Genomic DNA, 21,103 nt, shown 5'->3' on the forward strand with positions numbered 1-21,103 from the left:
GCATATCAGAACACGCAGAAACTAGCATCTTAAAGCGAGTCAGGTATAATCGCCCGAATAATCCCAATAGAGATAAAATAATGATAAATGTAGGTCAAATGAACCAGCTTGAAGTGATGAAAGAAGCAGACTTCGGGTGGTTTTTAGACGGCAAAGATTATGGATCAATTTTGCTAACCAAAAAATACGCTCCTGAAGGAGTTAAAGTTGGCGATAGCATTGATGTTTTTCTCTATTTTGATTCAGATAACCAGATCGCAGCAACCACGAGTAAGCCAGTAGCACAAGTTGGTGAGTGGGGAATGATGACAATCGAAGGCGTTAACAGCATTGGTGCGTTCGCAAGTTGGGGCATCAAAGAAAAAGATCTTCTGATTCCATTCAGTGAACAGCGTGGGCGCTTAGTCGTTGGTCAAAATATTTTGGTTTATGTTTATACCGACAAAGCGTCTGGTCGTATTGTTGGTACGACTAAATTTAACAAATGGTTAGATAACGTACCTGCAGTTTACACTACGAACCAGCAAGTCGATTTAATCATCGCCGAGCGCAGTGAACTTGGCTATAAAGCCATTGTTAACGGTGAGCATTGGGGAATGATCTTCCAATCGGATGTATTTGGTAAGCTATTTGTCGGTAAACGTCTTAAAGGCTTTGTTAAACAAGTTCGTGAAGATGGAAAAATCGATCTTAGATTGCAGAAGATTGGTACGGCTAAGATGGACGATTTAAGCGAAAGCATTCTGAGTTTGCTTGAGAAGAAGGGCGGATTCTTACCTTTAAGTGATAAATCGACGCCAGAAGCGATCTTTACGGCGTTTAAAACCAGTAAAGGTACGTTCAAAAAAACCATTGGTGGTTTATTCAAACAAGGTAAAATCACGATTGATAAAGATGGCATTCGCTTGGTAAGCGAAGACGCATAAGTCATTCTCGGAGACAAAAAAGAGGCCCAAAACTGATCCTGATTTGGGCCTAGGGGAATGGCTCATGGAGAGCCTACGCTAACTGTTTCAGTCGAACTAATTAACTCGTTGTTAGTTCTTCTCGTTGCTAGTTACTGGTAGTTGGTTAGTCAGTACGTGTTACATACCATGAGTAACGCGCTACTTTACCTTTTCAGCCTATAACGTAATGTATAGTTTGAACGTTGTTCGCTTTACGGATGCCAAGTGTCCTAAGCAAGCGGTGAGTATGGTAACGATGTTGTTACGGAAAGCTAGCATACCGTTGCCAAAATATCATTGCTTAGGTCTATGTTGATAACCCCTAAAGTGTAGTACAAAACGGTAAAAAAGCGATATGCACAGCGGCTTTAACAGCATAAAACCGCTATGCCTCTGGCTTAGAACAGATTTTTATCTCTTACTAACTCTCGAGGTAAGCCATTTTTAATCCGATTCCCTACCCATTTCCCCAATCCAATGACGATATCGTTATAGCTAACAAAGACCTCGCCAGTTCCAGATAACCCTTCAGGGCGAATATCTCTGCCCATATACCATTCTCTGGCATCAGATTGACTCACCGCAACCGTATCGGCTTGGCTATTCGCGAGTGATGTCGCAACTTGATGTTGCCAGCGATACCCTTTTTTGTGCTGTTCCGCCACTTTAATACCCATGCGAGAAAAGCGAAATTCCCCAAGTAATGGCTCGAGCGCGGTCGGAAATAGCCATATGTCGTTATCACGTTTCAGAGTTGACTCTGTCCCGGGAAGTCGATGGAGAATGCGGACTTAAGTGACAACGTAGCGTCTTGAGTTTCTTTAGTCGATAGCTTCTGGAATGGAAATTTACCCAGTCGTTTCTTCACTACAGGCGGCGTTGTAGATGCTAGTTTTTTGACTTTGGCGATAAAAAAACCTTCACTATCAAATAATTGAGGGTAGACATGTAAGAAGCCTTCCGTCGTTGTCGCAAGTTTAGCATCTGGAAATAAGTGCTCAAGTGACTCAAACTCAACCGCGTGATCAAACGTATCTCGAAGGTGTTGCATGACTTGTTGGTTTTCTTCGCAGCTCAAAGCGCAGGTAGAGTAGACCAGTGTACCGCCCACTTTTAACGCGTGAAATGCACTTTCGATGAGATCTTTTTGTGTTTCTGCGATGTCATTGGTGGACTCTAGGCTCCAGTTTTTCATCGCATCGGCATCTTTGCGAATCGTGCCTTCGCCGGAACATGGCGCGTCCAACAAAATGGCATCGAAACGCTCTGGGAGCCAACCACCAAACACTCGAGCATCATAATTACTTAACGCAACATTTCTAACGCCACAGCGTTCAATATTGGCGTGTAGCACTTTGACTCGACTAGAGGCAAACTCGTTCGCCACTAAAATGCCGTTATTATCCATGAGTGCGGCAATTTGCGTTGTCTTTGACCCGGGTGCCGCCGCCATGTCGAGTACTGCATCAAAGTTGGTTTTATTATTGAAGAGGGCGCTTGGAGGCAGCATAGAGCTCGCTTCTTGAATATAAAACAAGCCTGCCATGTGTTCTGCGGTATTCCCTAGCGGTACTTGGCTTTCATCAGCATCAATCCAAAAACCTTCATCACACCAAGGGATGGCGGAAAGCGACCAGTTATTTTCCTGCGCTCTCGCTAAGAAGTCATCGACGGTCAGCTTGAGGGTATTGACACGAATACTCTTTCGTAACGGTCTTTGGCATGCGGCCACAAAGTCATCCATGTTTAGATGCTCTGGCAGTTGAGATGCGATGTGTGTGAGAAAGTCGTCAGGGATATAGACGTTAGAGTGCAAAATAGAGCCTGCTAGTTGGAAAGTATTTTTTGAATTATAACCTGAACTCTGCTCAACAGAAAATGAAAGCCCGCGTTAGCGGGCTTATCTGTGTAATTTAACAGCGTTGGGCTTTGAATGTTATTTAAGGGGCAGGGATTGCAGTTCGCCATTCCTTCCACTTAGGATCGCCGGATTGATTTAGGTAAAAGCTTTGACCCTCACTTGCTCTGGGCTGAAGTTCAGTACCTTCTGGCGTTGAAAATGTCACACCACCGCGAATTAGACTATCCATCGTACCGCTTTAATACTGGCACCAGAAAGACCGATTTGTACATCGACCCCAGATACATTCCAAAACACGCTGTTGGCACGAACTAAGTAGGCGAACTCTGGCTTAATTTGAAAGGTTGATATCACTCTATCAGCAAATGGACCGAGTTCGACGTCAGTGACGCGCCCAATTTCGATATCACGATATAAAATTGGGGTACCTTCTTTGACGGAACCTCGGTTTTCACTTTGCAGCGTAAACTCAATGCCATTCTCTACTTTAGGGAAATCAAATAGCTTAAATTGCTTTTGCGTTTTCCCATTACCAGGTTCGACGGCGATATATTGCGAAACGAGTGCATTCAAATTTTTCACACCACTCAAACCAAATTCAGGTTTAACAAGCCAAAAATAGGCGTCTGAATTGGCGATTTGCTCTACGTATTCGGGCAGAATTCGAGCCGTAATCTCAACTCGTTCATGGGTAAAGTCGGGGAGTGTTAACATGACTTCCCCCACTTTTACACCTTGATACTTGATGGGCATGCCTTTTGTTACTTGTTGGTCTGTCGTTGTGGTGACTAATTGAACCGAAGCACCAAACTTTCTTGCGTCGTTAAAGTCTTGATACAACTTCCATTTTTTACCCGTTTTATTTTCTATTCCTGGCATGGAGTCAAAAGCAATACCACCGTCTATCAGTGTTTTTAGTGGTGCGGCTTTCACGCTAACACCAGATAACGACGCTTCAACTTCCACTCCAGAGCGATTCCAAAAAACAGTTTGTGGCATAATTAAATGTTTGTAGCGATTGTCAATGGAGGTATTGATGTAGACGCCGCCATCGACTAATGAAAAATCCGTTACACTGCCGACCTGCATGTTGCGATAAAGAATGGGGCTGCCTTCTTGAATCGGAGGTAACTCGTTAGCAAACAGAACAAGCTTCATGGACCCTGACTGGTTGTGCTTGGCGAGTTCCGCCAGTGATTTAGTTTGGAATAGCGGGAACTCAACACGCTCGGTGGTTTTTCCCTCACTCACAAAGCTAATCGAACCGATAAGCAATTGCTTAGCGGGTGGAACGGTTACATTAAGCCCTGCTTTAGTTAGCTCTGCAGTGGCACTCCCTGTCACATAGAATCGATTTTGGGTTCTAATTAGGTTTCGGTACTCAATATCAATGGCAATGTCCATCGCTACGTTATCATCAACGAGCTCAACAGACGTGAGGGAGCCCACCGGAATGCCGCGATATAATACGCTACTCCCTGGCTCTAAACCGAAAGAGTTCTCAGACAGCAAGCGAATAGAAATGGATTTGGCTTTTACTCGATCAAATTCGTCTTGTTTAATCGCATCGAATTGACGGGCTTTGCCACCAGTCCCCGGGACTAATGTTAAAAAATTACCCGTGATTAAATTCGATAGATTCTCAACACCAGACAAAGACACTTTCGCTTCTTCAAGCAAGAATAGCGTGCCTTCGTTTAACATATCACTAAAGGCGGGTTCAATAGACGCAGAAGCGATGATGGAATCCCGGTCATCATTGAGTGCGAGATTGTTTATTTGCCCAATTTCTAATCCTCGGTAAACGATAGGAGAACCGTTGGCTTTCAAATTGCTATTGTCTGGCAGTGTTATGGATATAGGGATACCACGACCAGCCGTTTTTAAATCGCGGTAGAGCTTAAAGGAAGTGCCTTTCTCGACAGGAGCACCACTATCTGGTGAGTCAACGGCAATGGCGCCTGCCAGTATTGCGCTTAAGCTTTCTAAACGAATATCGACGCCTTGAAACCCTACATTGGCACCGATGCCACTGACGTTCCAGAATCGGCTCTTGTCAGTAATAATATGACTAAATTGTTGTTCAATCGAGGCTTTAATGAGTACGCTTTCTGCGTCTTCATTTAGCTTAAAGCTATACACTTCACCTATAGGTATCTTCTTATAGACGATTTTTGAACCGACGGATATGCCACCGAGATCACGAGCTTTGAGTGTGACGGTTAGGCCGTCATTGGCTGCCAGCTCAGATACGGTGCAGTATCCAATGCTTGGAACTTTGTTTTGCTATTGCTGGTCTCTGTTGCCGGATAAATGGAAACATAGTTACCCGACACGAGCGCATCTAGACCAGAAATCCCTGATAACGAGGCTGAGGGTTTCACTAACCAAAACTTAGTGTCTTCGCCGAGTAACTTGGTCGCCTCAGGATAGATGTCCGCATCAACATAGATATTACTCAGGTCTTTAGACAGGTTGATGTCACGAATCATCCCAACTTCTAAACCTTGATACCTGATGGTCGTGCGTCCTGCGATAAGACCTTGGGCGTCGGAGAAATAAATTTGAACACGCTGACCTGCATCATGCACGGCTTTTGCCAATAACCAGCCAGCCAGTATGAGTGTCAAAATTGGCAGAATCCAAAGCGGTGAAATCCGACGATCTTTCTTCACTTCAGGGTTGAACGACATAGGTTGCTTAGTCTCGTTACTCATTACCGCTAATACTCGTCTTAGTGTCTAATACAGAAGAGGATGCTGTCTTTTTATCCCACAGTAACCGAGGGTCGAGGCTCTCGGCTGCAAACATGGTGAATATAACAACAATACCAAACGCTACCGCGCCGAAGCCCGGTGTAAAATTAAGAATTTGCCCTCGGTCTACCAAGGTCAACATAATGGATATCACAAAGAGATCGGTCATTGACCATTTACCGATCCATTTTATGATCCGAAAGATGGTCATCTCAAAACGGTGATTGTTCACTTTATCAAACTGTATACAAAAAAGCAGATACCCCAGCCCTAATATCTTCGCGACAGGAACCACGATACTGGCAACAAAAATAATGATGGCAATACCGATCATGTCATTATTGATTAACGAGGCTACGCCGGAGAAGATGGTGTCTTCTAATCGTTGACCATTGGTGATGAGGATTGATATCGGAATTAAGTTTGCTTAGCAGAATCGCCACCGATGCGGCAATGAGGTAAGCCCAAGTTTTCTGCAATGAATAGGGTTTTCTATGATGAAGCTTCGCCTCACAACGTACGCAACGGTCTGCCTCTTTCTGAGAAAGGTGGCAACTGTGGCAATGAATCTCTTTCACTGAAGAACGATAAGCATTTTCCGGTTTCCATGCCTCCCAGTAGCGCCTAACACTGATGCGGCACACGAGTAACACGCTCAGCCCTTGCAGCAGCACTAAGCTATAGAGCGCATGGCCAATGTAGATGTCGGAATAGTCTTGCAGTTTGAAACATGAGATTGCAATACTAATAAGAAAGACATCTAACATCATCCAATGCTTACTGTGTGTCAGTATGCTTAAAGACCACTTGAGTGTTTTAAACCAGTGGTACCGAAGTGCGAGGTGGGTGGTAAGTACCGCAGTGCACATAGCGAGCCATGCGCTATGGTGTGACAAAAAAGAGTCAGCAACGCGAGACCCGGGTAGCCTTCTTGACTTAACGCTAACACGCCTTCAAATAGTGTGCCTTGAATCATCACGCCCACCAACCTGATGGTGATGAAATCAAAATAGTGAGAAGGAATAAAAAGCAAGAGGCAAGTAATGGCGATTGCCAAATTACCATTGATCGAGTGATGCTCACTGCGATAGAGCTGAGTCCCACAACGAGGGCAGTCGGCACTATACCCTTTATCCAATCCTACCACGGCTACTCAAGCAACTCACAGCACTGGCATAGCCGCACATTTTGGTTCTGGGGCAGGTCATTTGTTTGTGGAACTTGTGAATTAGAAACAACGCGCATCGTAAACTCCAAAATACGTGTACGACGCGTTCATTTCGTCACGATTAACTTGCGGATTGCACCGAACCATACAGGGTTTGATAAAGCCCCTGTTGTTCAACCAGTTCGATGTGAGTACTCGGTTTGGGTAACTTGTCCATCTTCCAACACATAAATTAAATCCGCCTGTTTGACCGCAGACAACCTATGCGCAACGATTAGGGTTGTCCGGTTTTCCAAAAAGCACTTAAAGCAATGTGCAAAGCTGCCTCTGTCGAGGTGTCGAGTGCCGATGTTGCTTCATCTAGGATGACAAACTGTGGATTGCTTAATATCATTCTAGCAATCGCGAGCCGTTGCCGCTGTCCTCCGGAAAGACGAATCCCATTTCGACCGATTTCGGTATCAAGGCCATCGACTAATTTGCTCGTGACATCTTGAAGTTGGGCAACGTCTAAAGCATTCCATATTTCACGGTCATCATAGTGACGTCCGAGCGTCAGATTATGCCTTATGCTGTCATTGAATAGTATAGGTTGCTGTAAAACAACAGCAATTTTATCTCGAATTATGTCAAAACCAATGTCACGGCTATCAGAACCATTATAATTGATGATGCCTCGTTGTTGTGTATAAACGCCAATCAGTAACTGTATGAGTGTGGACTTGCCACCACCACTCGCTCCAACCAGTGCCACTTTCTTTCCTGCGGGTATGTTGAGGGTTAAATTACGAAGCACGTCTTTGTCATCGTCATAACAAAAACTCACGTTTTGGATCGAGACATCCACCTGTTTTCCATCCTGGAATGGATTAATCTTACTGACGGTCTTTGCTTCTTCTTCCAGACCCAACAATGAGTTAATTCTTACCAAGGCAGCCTTGGCGCTGTACCACGAAAATTGAATGCCTAACAGTTCTTGCACAGGGCCTAGCATGAACCATAGGTAGCCAAATACCGCAAAAATCTGCCCAATGGTTAAGTCACTAAATAAGACCATTACCATAGCAACCGCGCGAAACAATTCAAATCCGATGAGAAAGAGAAGAAACGAGACACGGCTGGCCGCTTCTGATTGCCAAGCGTATTTATCGGCATTGACACGGATTTGGTCGGCTTGAATTTTTAGTTGTTGTAAAAACTCTCGCTCGCGATTCGCCGCCCTTAGCTGATAGATACCATCAAGTGTTTCAACCAAGCGATTTTGAAAACCTTCAAAGGCTTGGTTTTCTTTCTTCTTAAGGTGCTTAACCATGCCGCCTAATTTACGAGAGAAATAGATAACGACTGGGTTGACCAATAAAATGAAGAGCCCAAGTCTCCAGTCAAGCCATAGTAGGACAATCGCGGTGCCAAAGACGGTAAGAAAGCTGACGATGAATTTACTAAGCGTTGAACCGATAAACTGGTCAATGGTTTCAATGTCAGTAATTAAATGCGCATTAATGCCACCACTGCCGCGTGTTTCGTACTGACGGATACTAATTCGACCTAGTTTATCAATCATTTTGCAACGGATTTGATAAGTGATGGTTTTCGACACCAGCGTGAACTGACGACTTTGCAAAATATTGAATGCTTGGCTGATCGCACGCATTAGAACAACAAGAATGAGCGTAAGACCGATGTAACCAATTGGTGTTTCGAAAGACTGAGGGAGAAGTGCATTCATGTAACTCAGCCCCAACCCCGGTTGATTCAACAATACCTCATCTACCATAAGCGGCATCAATAGTGGAATAGGGACGCTAATTAATGTGGCAATAATGGCGATTAAATTTGCGCCAATAAGTCGAGACTTGTGAGTTTTTACTTGTGTTATCAACCAAGAGCGGCTAATAGTGTCATTCGTACTGGTCATATTTATGATAATGAGTCCTATTTAGATTGTGGCATTGTACGTGGATTAGAACAAAATCAAAGCACTATATTAATGGAAATATCATGAATTTAGACAATTACGATCGCCTAGCTAAACAAGCAGTTGCACTGACTGAATCAGAAACGGATTTTATCGCTAACCTTTCTAATATTAGTGCACTTCTTAATATGGAGTTAGACGATCTTAACTGGGTCGGCTTTTACCTTATGAAAGAGGGTGAATTAGTATTAGGTCCTTTTCAGGGCAAACCTGCTTGTGTTCGAATTCCGATAGGCAGAGGTGTGTGCGGTACAGCGATTGCTTCGAATACGGTTCAGAGAATTTCAGACGTTCACGAATTTGAAGGGCACATTGCTTGCGATGCTGCGAGTAATTCTGAGATTGTGATTCCGTTTTCTGTGAATGGCGAAGTGGTCGGGGTATTGGACATAGATAGCCCAAGTATTAATCGATTTTCCGAAATTGACGAAATTGGACTGACAAACTTCATGAGATCTGTAGAAAAGGTGCTCAATTCCCATGCAAACGTGGTCTAAAATCACATTTGCTGGTGGTTTTTCTATAGCAGGTCACTATAATACCAAGAATATTTTTCTTAATGCTTCGCGGAAAACCGCATTAACCAGGAACCCACATGGAAAACACTGAGAAGTTGAAGAACAGCAAAGAAATTATCGCGTATGTTGCTGAATGTTTCCCTAAATGCTTTACTGTAGAAGGTGAAGCGAAACCGCTTAAAATTGGTATATTTCAAGATCTTGCTGAACGCTTGAAAGATGATGAGAAAGTAAGTAAAACTCAGCTACGTGCAGCGTTAAGACAATACACTTCTTCTTGGCGTTACCTGCACGGTGTTAAACCGGGCGCAGTACGAGTAGATTTAGATGGTAATGCTTGCGGAGAACTTGAAGCTGAACATGTAGAGCATGCTCAAGCGACACTAGCTGAAAGCAAAGCAAAAGTAGCGAATCGCCGCAAAGAGCAAGCTCAAAAAGCGCGTGAAGAAGCGAAAGCGAAACAGCCTAAAGCTAAAAAGCCGCAAGCTCGTAAACCACAAAGTAGTGCAAGCAAAAACGCAAAAGTAAGCAAGCCTGTTGAAACGCGTGCTTTGAACAACGATGAATTGATCGTAGGCAAAGACGTTAACGTAAACATGGGTAAAGGAAACATGGCTGCGACCATTGTTGAAATCAATAAGGAAGATGTGCGTGTTCAGCTAGTCAATGGCCTACAAATGGTTGTTAAAGCGGAGCATTTGCGCGCTTAAAGGAGAAACTCCTACGCATGAAGTGCCGTTCAAAAGTATCTTTGATTGCTGCTAGCCTTTGGCTAGCAGCATCTTCAGCTCACGCTTTAGAAGCTAAATATCAGAAAACTGATATTCCGACATTAGCTCCAGAAGCACAACATGAAACCGCGAGTAAACGAGTAACGTCTCGTTTTACACGATCTCACTATAAGCATTTCACTCTAGATGATGAGTTTTCCAAAGCGATGTTCAATCGTTATTTGGAAATGCTCGACTACAACCGTAATATTTTTACTCAGTCGGATATTGATGGCTTTAACGCTTGGTCGACAGTGCTCGATGATCAATTGAAAGCGGGTAATAACCAGGTTGCGTTTGATGTCTATAACCTCTCAATGCAAAAGCGATATGATCGTTTTGTATACGCATTATCGTTACTCGATTCTGAGATGAAGTTTGATGTCGATGAAGGTATAGAGCTTGATCGTTCGGAAGCCAATTGGGCTAAAGACGAAGCTGAACTTAATGAGTTGTGGCGTAAACGCGTTAAATATGACGCGCTGAACCTGAAACTTGCAGGTAAAGACTGGGACGAGATAAAGGAAACGTTAGGCAAGCGTTACAACAACGCGATCAAGCGAATCACTCAATCTCATAACGAAGATGCTTTTCAGATTTACATGAACGCGTTTGCGCGTGAAGTTGATCCGCATACCAGTTATTTGTCGCCACGTTCTGCTGAGCAATTCCAGTCAGAGATGAATTTATCTCTTGAAGGGATTGGTGCGGTACTTCAAATGACCGATGATTACACCATTATTCGTTCTCTAGTTGCGGGTGGCCCTGCGTCAAAAAGTAAGCAATTAGGCGAAGGCGATAAAATCATTGGTGTTGGTCAAGACGGCAAAGAAATCGTTGATGTAATTGGATGGCGACTCGATGACGTCGTACAACTTATAAAAGGACCAAAAGGGACCAAAGTTAAGTTGCAAATTTTATCTGATAGTAAAGATGCCAAAGCGCAAGTGGTTGAAATTACAAGAGATAAAATTAGGTTAGAGGACCGGGCCGTTAAGTCTGGAAATCTTTGAGAAGGATGGTAAGAAAATTGGTGTTCTCGAAGTTCCTAGCTATTACGTAGGACTTTCTAAAGATACCGACAAACTTATTACCGAACTTAAAGAGAAAGGCGTTGACGGTATTATTGTCGATTTGCGTAATAACGGTGGTGGTGCGTTAACAGAAGCAACCGCAATGACCGGATTGTTTATTGACAGTGGTCCAGCGGTACAAGTTCGTGACAGCTATGGTCGTGTTAACGTTAATAACGATACCGACGGAAAAGTGAGTTACGAAGGTCCGTTAACCATACTGGTAAATCGATATAGCGCCTCGGCATCTGAGATCTTTGCTGCTGCATTGCAAGATTATGGTCGTGCCATAGTTTTAGGTGAGAATTCATTTGGTAAGGGCACGGTACAACAGCACCGTTCACTAAATCACATCTATGACTTATTTGATAAAGAACTGGGTTACGTGCAATACACGATTCAGAAGTTTTATCGAATTAATGGCGGTAGTACGCAAAATAAAGGGGTAGTACCTGACATTGCGTTCCCAACACCAATCGATCCTGCGGAAACCGGGGAGAGCGTAGAAGACAACGCCCTACCTTGGGATAGCATTGACCCTGCAAAATATCAAGTGTTACAGCGTAACGATGAGATGATTGCAGCATTAACCGAAGCATGAAGCACGAATTGGCTCTGACATGGAGTTTGGATTTATCGCTGAAGACATTGCTAAGTACAACGCTGAAAAAGACGACAAAACATTGTCGTTAAATGAAGCAACAAGGCAAGCTGAAAGTGATAATCATGACGTGCGACGACTTGACCGTATCAATGCTCGTCAAAAAGCGGCGGGAGAAGATCTTTTTGCTACGCTAGATGACGTACCAAAAGATTACGAAGTGCCTGATGCGTATCTCGACGAATCTGTTGCCATTATGGTCGATATGATTAAGCAGTAGAAACAAAGTTGAATTTTAAAAGCGAGCGTGAGCTCGCTTTTTTTTGTCTAAAATTTGTGTTCTCAAAGCTGATACTAATAAAGGGGAAATTTGTGATTTAGATCAAAAAATTTAGCATTCTCGTAGTGAGCGCCTAAGCTTAAGTAAACAGCAAAGGGGAAGCATATGAGATGGATTACCGTGATTTTATGTGTGGTATCGTTTGGCGTATTATCTGATACACGTAAAGACAATAATGATTTGACCCAGTTTGATCAGCCTTTTTTACTGGGTGACTGGTATTTGATAAACCCGACTCCCGAAGAATCGCCTGATGCGTTTTTGGCGATTAAACTTTCCCTCGACTCGAACTACTCGTTCAATATCGATATTCAAAAACAAGACTACAGTATTGAACATTGGGAAGGTTTGTTTACCGCTAATGAAGATACCATAATTTTGGGACTCAACAGTGACGAACCGCAGGTCTATAATTACAGCGGTAATCACCATATGTTAAATCTAAATGGAGTGGTGTTTACTAAAGCGCTTCCCAATGCGCTTGCGGGAATTTGGTCATCGACTACAGTGACAGGTGATGACAAGCATGCCAATGACATCGCCAGAATGGATTTAGTGTTGCAACCCGATTTCGTTTTTACATTTCGCGTAAGTTCAAACGAAGGAAATGAAGCGATTCATAGTGGGGTGTATTACACAGAAGACGATCACATTGTTCTGCTTTATCCAGATGGTGAGCACGATGCCACTTACACTTTGAATCAAGATGAATTGACGCTAGAAGTCGAAGATGGGGATATGTTTGCGGTACTTAACCGGATCAGGTAATGCTAACTTATGCTCACAAAAAAAACGCCAATATTAATTGGCGTTTTTTGCGTTAGAGGATCTGCAATCGGTTGATACATGGGGTTATAATTGTTTGGTATTTACAGCGACAATGCTAATTATAACAAATAAGGACTAAAGGATGACTGAGTCAGCACCTAAAGCCAAATACCGTAGCGATTATCAATCGCCTTCTCATTTTATCTCAGATGTAAACTTAACTTTCGATCTTCATGAACGTGAAACTCACGTGACGGCCATCTCTACTGTTAAGCAAAATACCGACTCAACGACTTTACTTTTAGATGGTGAAGGTATTGAACTGGTTGCCGTGCATATCGACGGTCAAGTGTGGTCTGATTATAAGCAGTTAAAATCAGGTCTTGAGTTATCAAACTTACCTGCTGAGTTTGAGCTCAAAATTGAAAACAAGATTTCGCCAATTACCAATAGCGCACTTGAAGGCTTGTACTTATCTGACGGTGCGTACTGTACACAATGTGAAGCCGAAGGTTTTAGACGCATTACTTATTTTTCTAGACCGACCTGACGTACTCGCTACCTACACGACGAAAGTCATTGCCGATAAAGTGGCGTTCCCACACCTACTTAGTAATGGTAACAAAGTTGAAGAAGGTGAGGTGGATACGCAAAGACATTATGTCATTTGGCAAGATCCCCATCCTAAACCATGTTACCTATTTGCTTTAGTCGCAGGCGACTTTGATGTGCTGCGTGACCAGTATACAACACGATCTGGTCGTAGAGTGGCATTAGAAATTTTCGTTGATAAGGGCAATCTAGACCGAGCAAATCATGCCATGGTGTCATTGATTAATTCGATGAAGTGGGATGAAGAACGTTTTGGATTAGAATACGATCTCGATATTTATATGATTGTTGCCGTCGACTTTTTCAATATGGGGGCGATGGAGAATAAAGGCTTAAATGTTTTCAACTCCAAGTTCGTTCTAGCCAATGAAAAGACGGCGACAGACACTGACTATTTAGGGATTGAGGCGGTTATCGGTCATGAGTATTTTCATAACTGGATCCCAGTAACCGAGTCACTTGTCGAGACTGGTTCCAACTCAGTTTAAAAGAAGGGCTAACGGTATTTCGTGACCAGGAGTTTTCTTCAGACCTTGGCTCTCGTGCCGTCAACCGCATTAACAATGTTCGAATCATTCGTGGCCCTCAGTTTGCGGAAGACGCAAGCCCAATGTCTCATCCTATTCGCCCAGAAAAAGTTATTGAGATGAATAACTTTTATACTTTAACGGTATATGAGAAGGGTAGTGAAGTGATCCGAATGATGCATACTTTGCTAGGTGAGGGCAAATTCCAAGCGGGAATGAAGCTTTACTTTGATCGCCATGATGGAACTGCTGCTACGTGTGAAGATTTTGTCTGTGCCATGGAAGATGCATCTGGAATTGATCTTACGCAATTCCGTCGTTGGTATAGTCAATCAGGAACGCCAACGGTCAGTGTGAAAGCGAACTATGACGAAAACACGAAAACGTACGCGTTAACGCTTACTCAACGAACTAAACCGACACAAGATCAACAGGAAAAACAAGCACTACACATTCCATTTGACGTAGAACTGTATGATAGTGAAGGAAATATTTTAGAGTTACAGTGTAACGGTGGTGCGGTCGGGAATGTCTTAAGTTTCACTCAACAAGAGCAAACATTCGTCTTTGAAAATGTTGATACCGAACCAACGCCATCAATGCTGAGAGAGTTTTCAGCACCAGTAAAACTGGAGTTTGACTACTCAGATGAACAGCTCGCATTTTTAATGATTCATGCTCGAAATGAATTTGCCAAATGGGATGCTGGGCAAATGTTGCTGGCAAAGTATGTTAAATCAAACGTTGAAGCAGTATTAAACCAACAAGCGATTACATTGCCCGAGCTTGTTATTGATGCGTTTAGAGGGGTGATCTTAAACGATCAGCTTGATCCTGCGTTTATTGCTGAAGTGCTTTCTTTGCCAAGCTTTAATGAGGTTGCAGGTTGGTATGATATTGTCTCAGTTGATGCGGTTTGTGATGTGCTTAAAGGCGTAAAACACATTATTGCCACTGAACTAAAAGATGAGTTATCAGCGACGTACCATTCTCTGGGTCAGCAAGATTATAGCGTTAACCATAGTGCGATAGCGAAACGAGCGCTACGGAACCTTTGCTTACAATACTTGGCGACAATGGAAGAATATGCATCTCTAGTGTCTAATCAGTTTGATGTTGCAAATAATATGACGGATACGATTGCCGCGATGGTTGCTGCTAACAGTAGTTCTTTGCCTATTCGACAAAACCTTATGGATCGCTATAGTGATGATTGGAGCCACGATGGCTTGGTTATGGATAAATGGTTTGCGTTACAGGGATCAAATCCAAGTGACAATGCACTTGAAAATGTTAAAGCGTGTATGTCACATACAGCGTTTAGCTTGAGTAACCCAAACCGAGTGAGAAGCTTGATAGGTTCATTTCTTAATATGAATCCGCGCCGTTTTCATGATAAGTCGGGCAGTGGTTACCAGTTTGCTGGTGAAATTCTGCGAAGTCTTAATGAATCGAACCCGCAAGTTGCATCACGATTGATCGATCCTCTACTCAAATTCAAGAAATACGATGCCAAGCGCCAAGCGCTGATCATTGTTGAGTTAGAAAAATTGAAAGCGATGGATAATCTCGCCAATGATCTGTATGAGAAAGTGACGAAGGCGTTAGACGCTTAGGTTGTAATACTTAAATCTTAATAAATAGGTCTTAAATATCTAAATCATTGAAATTTAAGACCTTGAATTATAGCCACTTGACCACAGCGGATACGCAAAAATTAGGTAAACCATCACTACTGTATATTTAAACAGTAGTGATGGTTTTTATCAGATAACAGCGTGTATTTGTCTAATGTTGGTGCATGTTTATACGGTTTACGTAGTAGAGAGTAGTGAAGGGTAGTCATTCACTTTTAATCGCGACAAATCGACGAATTAACAATGACTGTGTTTATATACAGTGTTTTTGGTAGGGCAAGTTTTCACATGACTCATTATCATTTTTCCGTGAATATTCGTTATCAGGCATTTATAGAGCATTACACTGGGCATGCTGCGAACATTTTGGTCGTTACAGAAAGTGGACTAAAGCTACAATTACCCGCGGCTCGTTTCCGGCCATATTTAACACAAATAGGTATAAAAGGTCGCTTCAGATTGACAACTGACCACAACAATAAATTTCTACGGTTAGATTCACTGTAATTTGTCGCTTTGCTAGCAAGATAAATAAGTACATTAGTCACACTATCAAACTTTTCTCTCCAACTTATTCCAAATTTCATTAACTCTTTATCAATAAAGCTTTTACAATAAAAGCAGCCTTATCCCCCAATAAAAATAGAAAGTGGAGCGTTACTATGACCACGCGCGAACCCGTTGTCCCGGTTCTTCTGGAGAAAGTTTACAAATTGATTGAGTCGAAGCTTGAGGGCTCGGCTCAGCCATTAGTAACCAAACTCGCCAAACATATCTTTAGCAATGTGTCCCCAGACGACTTGCTACAACGAAATGAATCTGATTTGTATGGTGCCGTTATCAGCCTATGGCACCATCTTAACGAAAAGAAACACGACGAAATCTCAGTCAGAGTCTTTAATCCTGCGGTGAGTAAGCATGGTTGGCAGTCGACACACACTATTGTAGAGATTGCGGTGCCAGATTCACCATTTCTTGTTGACTCCGTCAAGATGGCATTAAATCGACTAGATTTAACTTGTCATATTACGTTGCATGGTCCTACTCAGTTTGAACGAGATGAGAAAGGCCAAATCACTTCAGTTAATGAGAAGAAAGGGCATCTACAGTCTATTTTCCACATTGAAGTTGATCGCTTAAGCGATAAGCAAGAAATGACAGCATTAAAAGAAGAGTTAGTCACTATATTCGAAGATACGAGTTTAGTGGTTAACGGCTGGGAGCCAATGTCGAAGAAGCTTAAGGCGATCACTAAAGATCTTCTTAAAAATAAAGCGATGTTGCCTACAGAAGATGATCGTTTTGATGAAACTATGGCGTTTCTGCAGTGGCTTGGTGATCACAATTTCACCTTTATGGGCTATAAAGAGTTTGATTTAGTTCAGCTAGACGGTGATTCGATACTTAAACCGACCGAAGAAAAAGGTTTAGGACTGTTTTCAAGTGAACAACGTGTTCGTGCGGTTAAAATTTCTGACTTCTCAGATTCAGCCAGGTTAGAAGCGAAAAAGCCTTTCTTGTTGATTCTCACTAAAGGAAACAAAGCAAGCCGCATACACCGTCCAGCGTATACCGATTACATAGGTATTAAAAAGTTCGATAAACATGGCAAAGTCATTGGTGAGCATCGCTTCACTGGCCTATATACCTCAGCAGTCTATAACCAAAGCGTGTCAACGATTCCACTTATCCGTGAGAAGATGGAACGTATTCTGGCTTTAAGTGGCTATCGTAATGGATCGTACTCTTATAAGGCATTAAGAAATATTCTTGAAAACTACCCGCGAGACGAATTGCTTCAGGCGAAAGAAGAAGAATTGCTTGAAACAGGGATGGGTGTTGTACAAATGCAAGATCGTGATTTGATCCGTTTGTTTGTGCGTAGAGATCCATTTGGTCGCTTCTTTAGTTGCATGGTGTATGTGAGTAAAGATCGCTATAACACTCAACTTCGCAAGGATACGCAACGGATCTTAAAAAGCTACTTTGGCTGCGAGCAAGAAGTCGAATTCACCACCTATTTTTCTGAAAGTCCGTTAGCTCGAACGCACTATATAGTAAGGGTTGATAACAACAACATGGATGTCGATGTAAAAGCGATCGAACAAAACTTAATGGAAGTATCTGCCTCTTGGGATGATCGTTTATCAGAAGCGATTGTCGCTAACTTTGGTGAAAGTAAGGGACTACCGCTATCGAAAGTCTATTCACGTGCATTCCCTCGCTCGTATAAGGAAGACATGATGCCAACGTCTGCTGTTGCAGATATAGAGCGTCTAGAAGCGTTAAGTGAGAGTAATAAGTTAGGGATGTTGTTCTATCGCCCACAAGAAGCGGCGGCGGATTCTAAAGAAGTTAAATTGAAGCTTTATCATCGTGATGAGCCGATTCATCTTTCCGATGTTATGCCTATGCTAGAGAATCTTGGGCTTCGTGTTATTGGTGAATCACCTTATGAGGTGATTAAGAGCGATGGCGGCAGCTATTGGATTCTTGACTTTGCCATGCTTCATAAGAGTGAGACAGTAGTCGATCTTCGCGAAGCTCGTGACCGTTTCCAGCAAGCATTCGCTTCTATTTGGGCGGGTGACTTAGAAAGTGATGGCTTTAACCGTTTAGTCTTGGGTTCTGGACTAACAGGTCGAGAAGTTTCGATTCTGCGTGCCTATGCGCGTTATATGAGACAGGTAGGTTTTCCGTTTAGCCAACACTACATTGAAGATACGCTGAATCACTACCCAGAAATTGCAAGGGACTTAGTCGAGCTTTTCTCTCAACGATTTATGCCGTCGTTGAAAGGCAGTAAGAAAGGTCAACAGCGAATCATCGCTAAAATCGACGTGCAATTGGATAAGGTTGAAAGCCTGGATGATGACCGTATCATTCGTCGTTATGTAGAGATGATTTCTGCGACATTAAGAACCAACTATTATCAAAAAGATGAGCAAGGTCTTCATAAACCTTGGTTGTCTCTAAAACTACAGCCTTCAAAGATTCCAGATATTCCGGCACCAGTGCCCGCATTTGAAATATTCGTTTATGCCTCTGATATTGAAGGCGTGCACCTACGTGGCGGTAAAGTTGCCCGTGGTGGTTTACGCTGGTCAGACAGGCAGGAAGATTTTAGAACCGAGATCTTGGGCTTGGTTAAAGCGCAACAAGTTAAAAATACGGTGATTGTTCCAGTGGGCGCTAAAGGCGGTTTTGTTTGCAAGCGTCAACATCAACTCACATCTCGTGATGAAATCTTTGCTGAAGGGCAACGCTGTTATAAGCAGTTTATTCGCGCGTTGCTTGATGTTTCCGATAACATCATTGAAGGCGAGGTGGCTCCGCCTAAGAGTGTGGTACGTCACGATGAAGATGATCCATACTTGGTTGTTGCCGCGGATAAAGGCACGGCGACATTCTCTGATTTAGCGAATTCTGTCTCTGCCGAATATAACTTCTGGTTAGGCGATGCGTTTGCGTCGGGTGGCTCAAATGGCTACGACCACAAAGCGATGGGTATTACGGCAAAAGGTGGCTGGGAATCGGTTAAGCGTCATTTCCGTGAAATGGGCATCGATTGTCAAAGCGAAGACTTCACTGCTATCGGTGTAGGTGACATGGCTGGAGATGTATTTGGTAACGGTATGCTGTTATCGAAACATATTCGTATGCAAGCTGCGTTTAACCATATGCATATCTTCATTGATCCGAATCCAGATTCTGCAGCAAGTTGGATCGAGCGCAAGCGCCTGTTTGATCTGCCTCGTTCAAGTTGGGAAGATTACGATCCTAAATTGATCTCGGCGGGTGGTGGGATATTCCCTAGAAAAGCAAAATCGATCACGTTGACGCCAGAAATCCAAAAGATGATTGGCACCAAGAAGAGCTCTGTGACACCAAATGATCTCATTAAGATGCTGCTGTCTATGCAAGTGGATCTTTTGTGGAATGGTGGTATCGGCACGTACGTCAAGTCATCTTCAGAAACGCATACCGATGTTGGCGACCGTGCTAATGACGTATTACGTATTAATGGCAGTGATTTACGAGCAAAAGTGGTTGGCGAAGGCGGAAACCTTGGTATGACACAACTAGGTCGTGTGGAGTACGCATTAGCTGGTGGCCGTGTTAATACCGATTTTGTAGATAATGTCGGTGGAGTAGATTGTTCAGATAATGAAGTGAACATTAAAATCTTCCTGAATAGCTTAGTGTCAAGTGGCGATCTAACGATCAAACAGCGTAATGAAACACTTGAAGCGATGGAAGACGAAGTAGGTGAGATTGTTCTCGATGATGCTTATTGCCAAGCGGAATCTATCTCCGTGACAGAATACCAAGGTGTTCCATTGATGAAAGAGCAGATTCGCTTTATTCATACATTGGAGAAAGTAGGTTATCTAGATCGAGGGCTTGAATATATTCCTGCTGATGACGATTTACTGGAAAGAGAAAAGCAGGGTATCGGTATGACTCGCCCTGAACTTTCAGTATTAGTTGCGTACGGCAAGATGGTATTGAAAGAGCAGCTGGTGGTGGATGAAATTGCGAGTGATCCTTATCATAATCAACAGCTTACTCAGTATTTCCCATCACTGTTACGCCGTAACTACATCGATAGTATGCCGAATCATCCGCTCAAAGCAGAGATTATCGCTACTGGTCTAGCCAACCAAATGGTGAATGAAATGGGCTGCAATTTTGTGACTCGTTTGCAAGAAGAAACGGGAGCGACCGTTGTTGATATTGCGAATGCGTACGCCGCATCAAGAGAAATTTATGGTTTTGCGTTTACGTTTGAGCAAATACGTAAACTGGATAATGTTGCGACTTCTGAGGCGCAATACGAATTGCTCTTTATCGTGAGGCGTACGTTACGTCGCTTGGCGAGATGGATTTTACGTAATCGCCCTGGAAAACAGTCGGTTGAGCAATTAGTCGCACGTTATCGAGATAACGTCATTAAGATTGAACAGAAACTTGAATCATGTCTCGTCGATGAAGAAGTTGCAGAGCACAATGTTCAGGCTCAAGGTTGGATAGAAAGCGGAGTTGATAAAGATCTCGCGAACTATGTCTCAAGGTTATCGAGTCTATTATCTGCGGTGGATATCTCAGAGATAGCGGCAGAAGCCAACTATGATGTCGAACAAGCCTCGAAGTTGTATTTCCACCTCGGAGACCGTTTATCGTTGCATTGGTTCCTTAACCAAATTAATGGTCAGGCGGTAGACAATAACTGGCAAGCGCTCGCAAGAGCCGCATTTAGAGAAGACCTAGATTGGCAACAGCGTCAATTGACGGCGCAAGTTTTGAGATGTGGCTGTGGTGGGGAGGGTCAAGACGTGATCCTGTCACTTGATAACTGGATGGAGACAAACGAGGTTAGCTTGCAACGTTGGGACAATATTCTTAATGAGTTTAAAGTGGGTAGCGTTCATGAGTTTGCCAAGTTCTCTGTTGCGTTACGAGAGTTGAGTTTGCTTAACCTTAATTGTGCCACAAGCCTCTAGATACAAATAGACGTGCTACTTTGTGTTTAAGCGCCCAAATAGG

General features: G+C 43.1%; 7 protein-coding genes and 6 pseudogenes. 8 read left to right on the forward strand and 5 right to left on the reverse strand.

Features of this window, described 5'->3' with window-relative positions; translation table 11 throughout:
• The first annotated feature begins 80 nt into the window (after nt 1-80).
• Nucleotides 81-926, forward strand: coding sequence for a CvfB family protein (locus tag AC0L66_RS09315; RefSeq protein ID WP_265672879.1), 846 nt, complete (start codon nt 81-83; stop codon nt 924-926).
• A 419-nt stretch (nt 927-1,345) separates the two neighbouring features.
• On the opposite strand, the pseudogene AC0L66_RS09320 reads toward AC0L66_RS09315, so the two are convergent.
• From AC0L66_RS09320 to AC0L66_RS09340, 5 genes and pseudogenes are all read right to left on the reverse strand, one after another.
• Nucleotides 1,346-1,696 (reverse strand): annotated as a pseudogene (locus AC0L66_RS09320) (methyltransferase RsmF C-terminal domain-like protein); the annotation flags it as partial.
• The gene (rsmF, locus tag AC0L66_RS09325) at nt 1,696-2,763 is read right to left on the reverse strand and encodes a 16S rRNA (cytosine(1407)-C(5))-methyltransferase RsmF (protein ID WP_473567039.1); all 1,068 of its coding nucleotides are present in this window, start codon (nt 2,761-2,763) and stop codon (nt 1,696-1,698) included. The pseudogene AC0L66_RS09320 and the gene rsmF, both read right to left, overlap by 1 nt.
• A 124-nt stretch (nt 2,764-2,887) precedes the next feature.
• Nucleotides 2,888-5,525: pseudogene (locus tag AC0L66_RS09330) on the reverse strand (PqiB family protein).
• Nucleotides 5,518-6,809, reverse strand: a pseudogene (locus AC0L66_RS09335) (PqiA/YebS family transporter subunit). Before AC0L66_RS09335 ends, AC0L66_RS09330 begins: the two co-directional pseudogenes overlap by 8 nt.
• 44 nt (nt 6,810-6,853) lie before the next feature.
• Nucleotides 6,854-8,650: pseudogene (locus tag AC0L66_RS09340) on the reverse strand (ABC transporter ATP-binding protein).
• A gap of 83 nt (nt 8,651-8,733) precedes the next feature.
• Between AC0L66_RS09340 and AC0L66_RS09345 the strand changes: the two are divergent.
• The 7 genes and pseudogenes from AC0L66_RS09345 (at nt 8,734) to AC0L66_RS09375 (ending at nt 21,060) form a co-directional block, all read left to right on the forward strand.
• A complete protein-coding gene (locus AC0L66_RS09345) occupies nt 8,734-9,207 on the forward strand; it encodes a GAF domain-containing protein (RefSeq protein WP_265672874.1) in 474 nt (157 codons plus the stop codon).
• Nucleotides 9,208-9,305: 98 nt separating this feature from the next.
• Nucleotides 9,306-9,938 (forward strand): RNA chaperone ProQ, encoded by a 633-nt coding sequence (proQ, locus tag AC0L66_RS09350; protein WP_250619024.1) that lies wholly within the window; start codon nt 9,306-9,308, stop codon nt 9,936-9,938.
• A gap of 17 nt (nt 9,939-9,955) precedes the next feature.
• Nucleotides 9,956-11,952: pseudogene (gene prc / locus AC0L66_RS09355) on the forward strand (carboxy terminal-processing peptidase).
• A gap of 165 nt (nt 11,953-12,117) precedes the next feature.
• The gene (locus AC0L66_RS09360; protein ID WP_265672872.1) at nt 12,118-12,780 is read left to right on the forward strand and encodes a hypothetical protein; all 663 of its coding nucleotides are present in this window, start codon (nt 12,118-12,120) and stop codon (nt 12,778-12,780) included.
• 142 nt (nt 12,781-12,922) lie between these two features.
• A pseudogene (gene pepN, locus AC0L66_RS09365) lies at nt 12,923-15,535 on the forward strand (aminopeptidase N).
• A gap of 309 nt (nt 15,536-15,844) precedes the next feature.
• Entirely contained in the window at nt 15,845-16,063 is a 219-nt protein-coding gene (locus AC0L66_RS09370; protein ID WP_265672870.1) for a DUF2835 domain-containing protein, read from the forward strand.
• Nucleotides 16,064-16,218: 155 nt separating this feature from the next.
• A complete protein-coding gene (locus AC0L66_RS09375) occupies nt 16,219-21,060 on the forward strand; it encodes an NAD-glutamate dehydrogenase (RefSeq protein ID WP_473567042.1) in 4,842 nt (1,613 codons plus the stop codon).
• Nucleotides 21,061-21,103 lie beyond the last annotated feature (43 nt).

This window comes from Vibrio sp. GJ43-1, assembly GCF_055808835.1.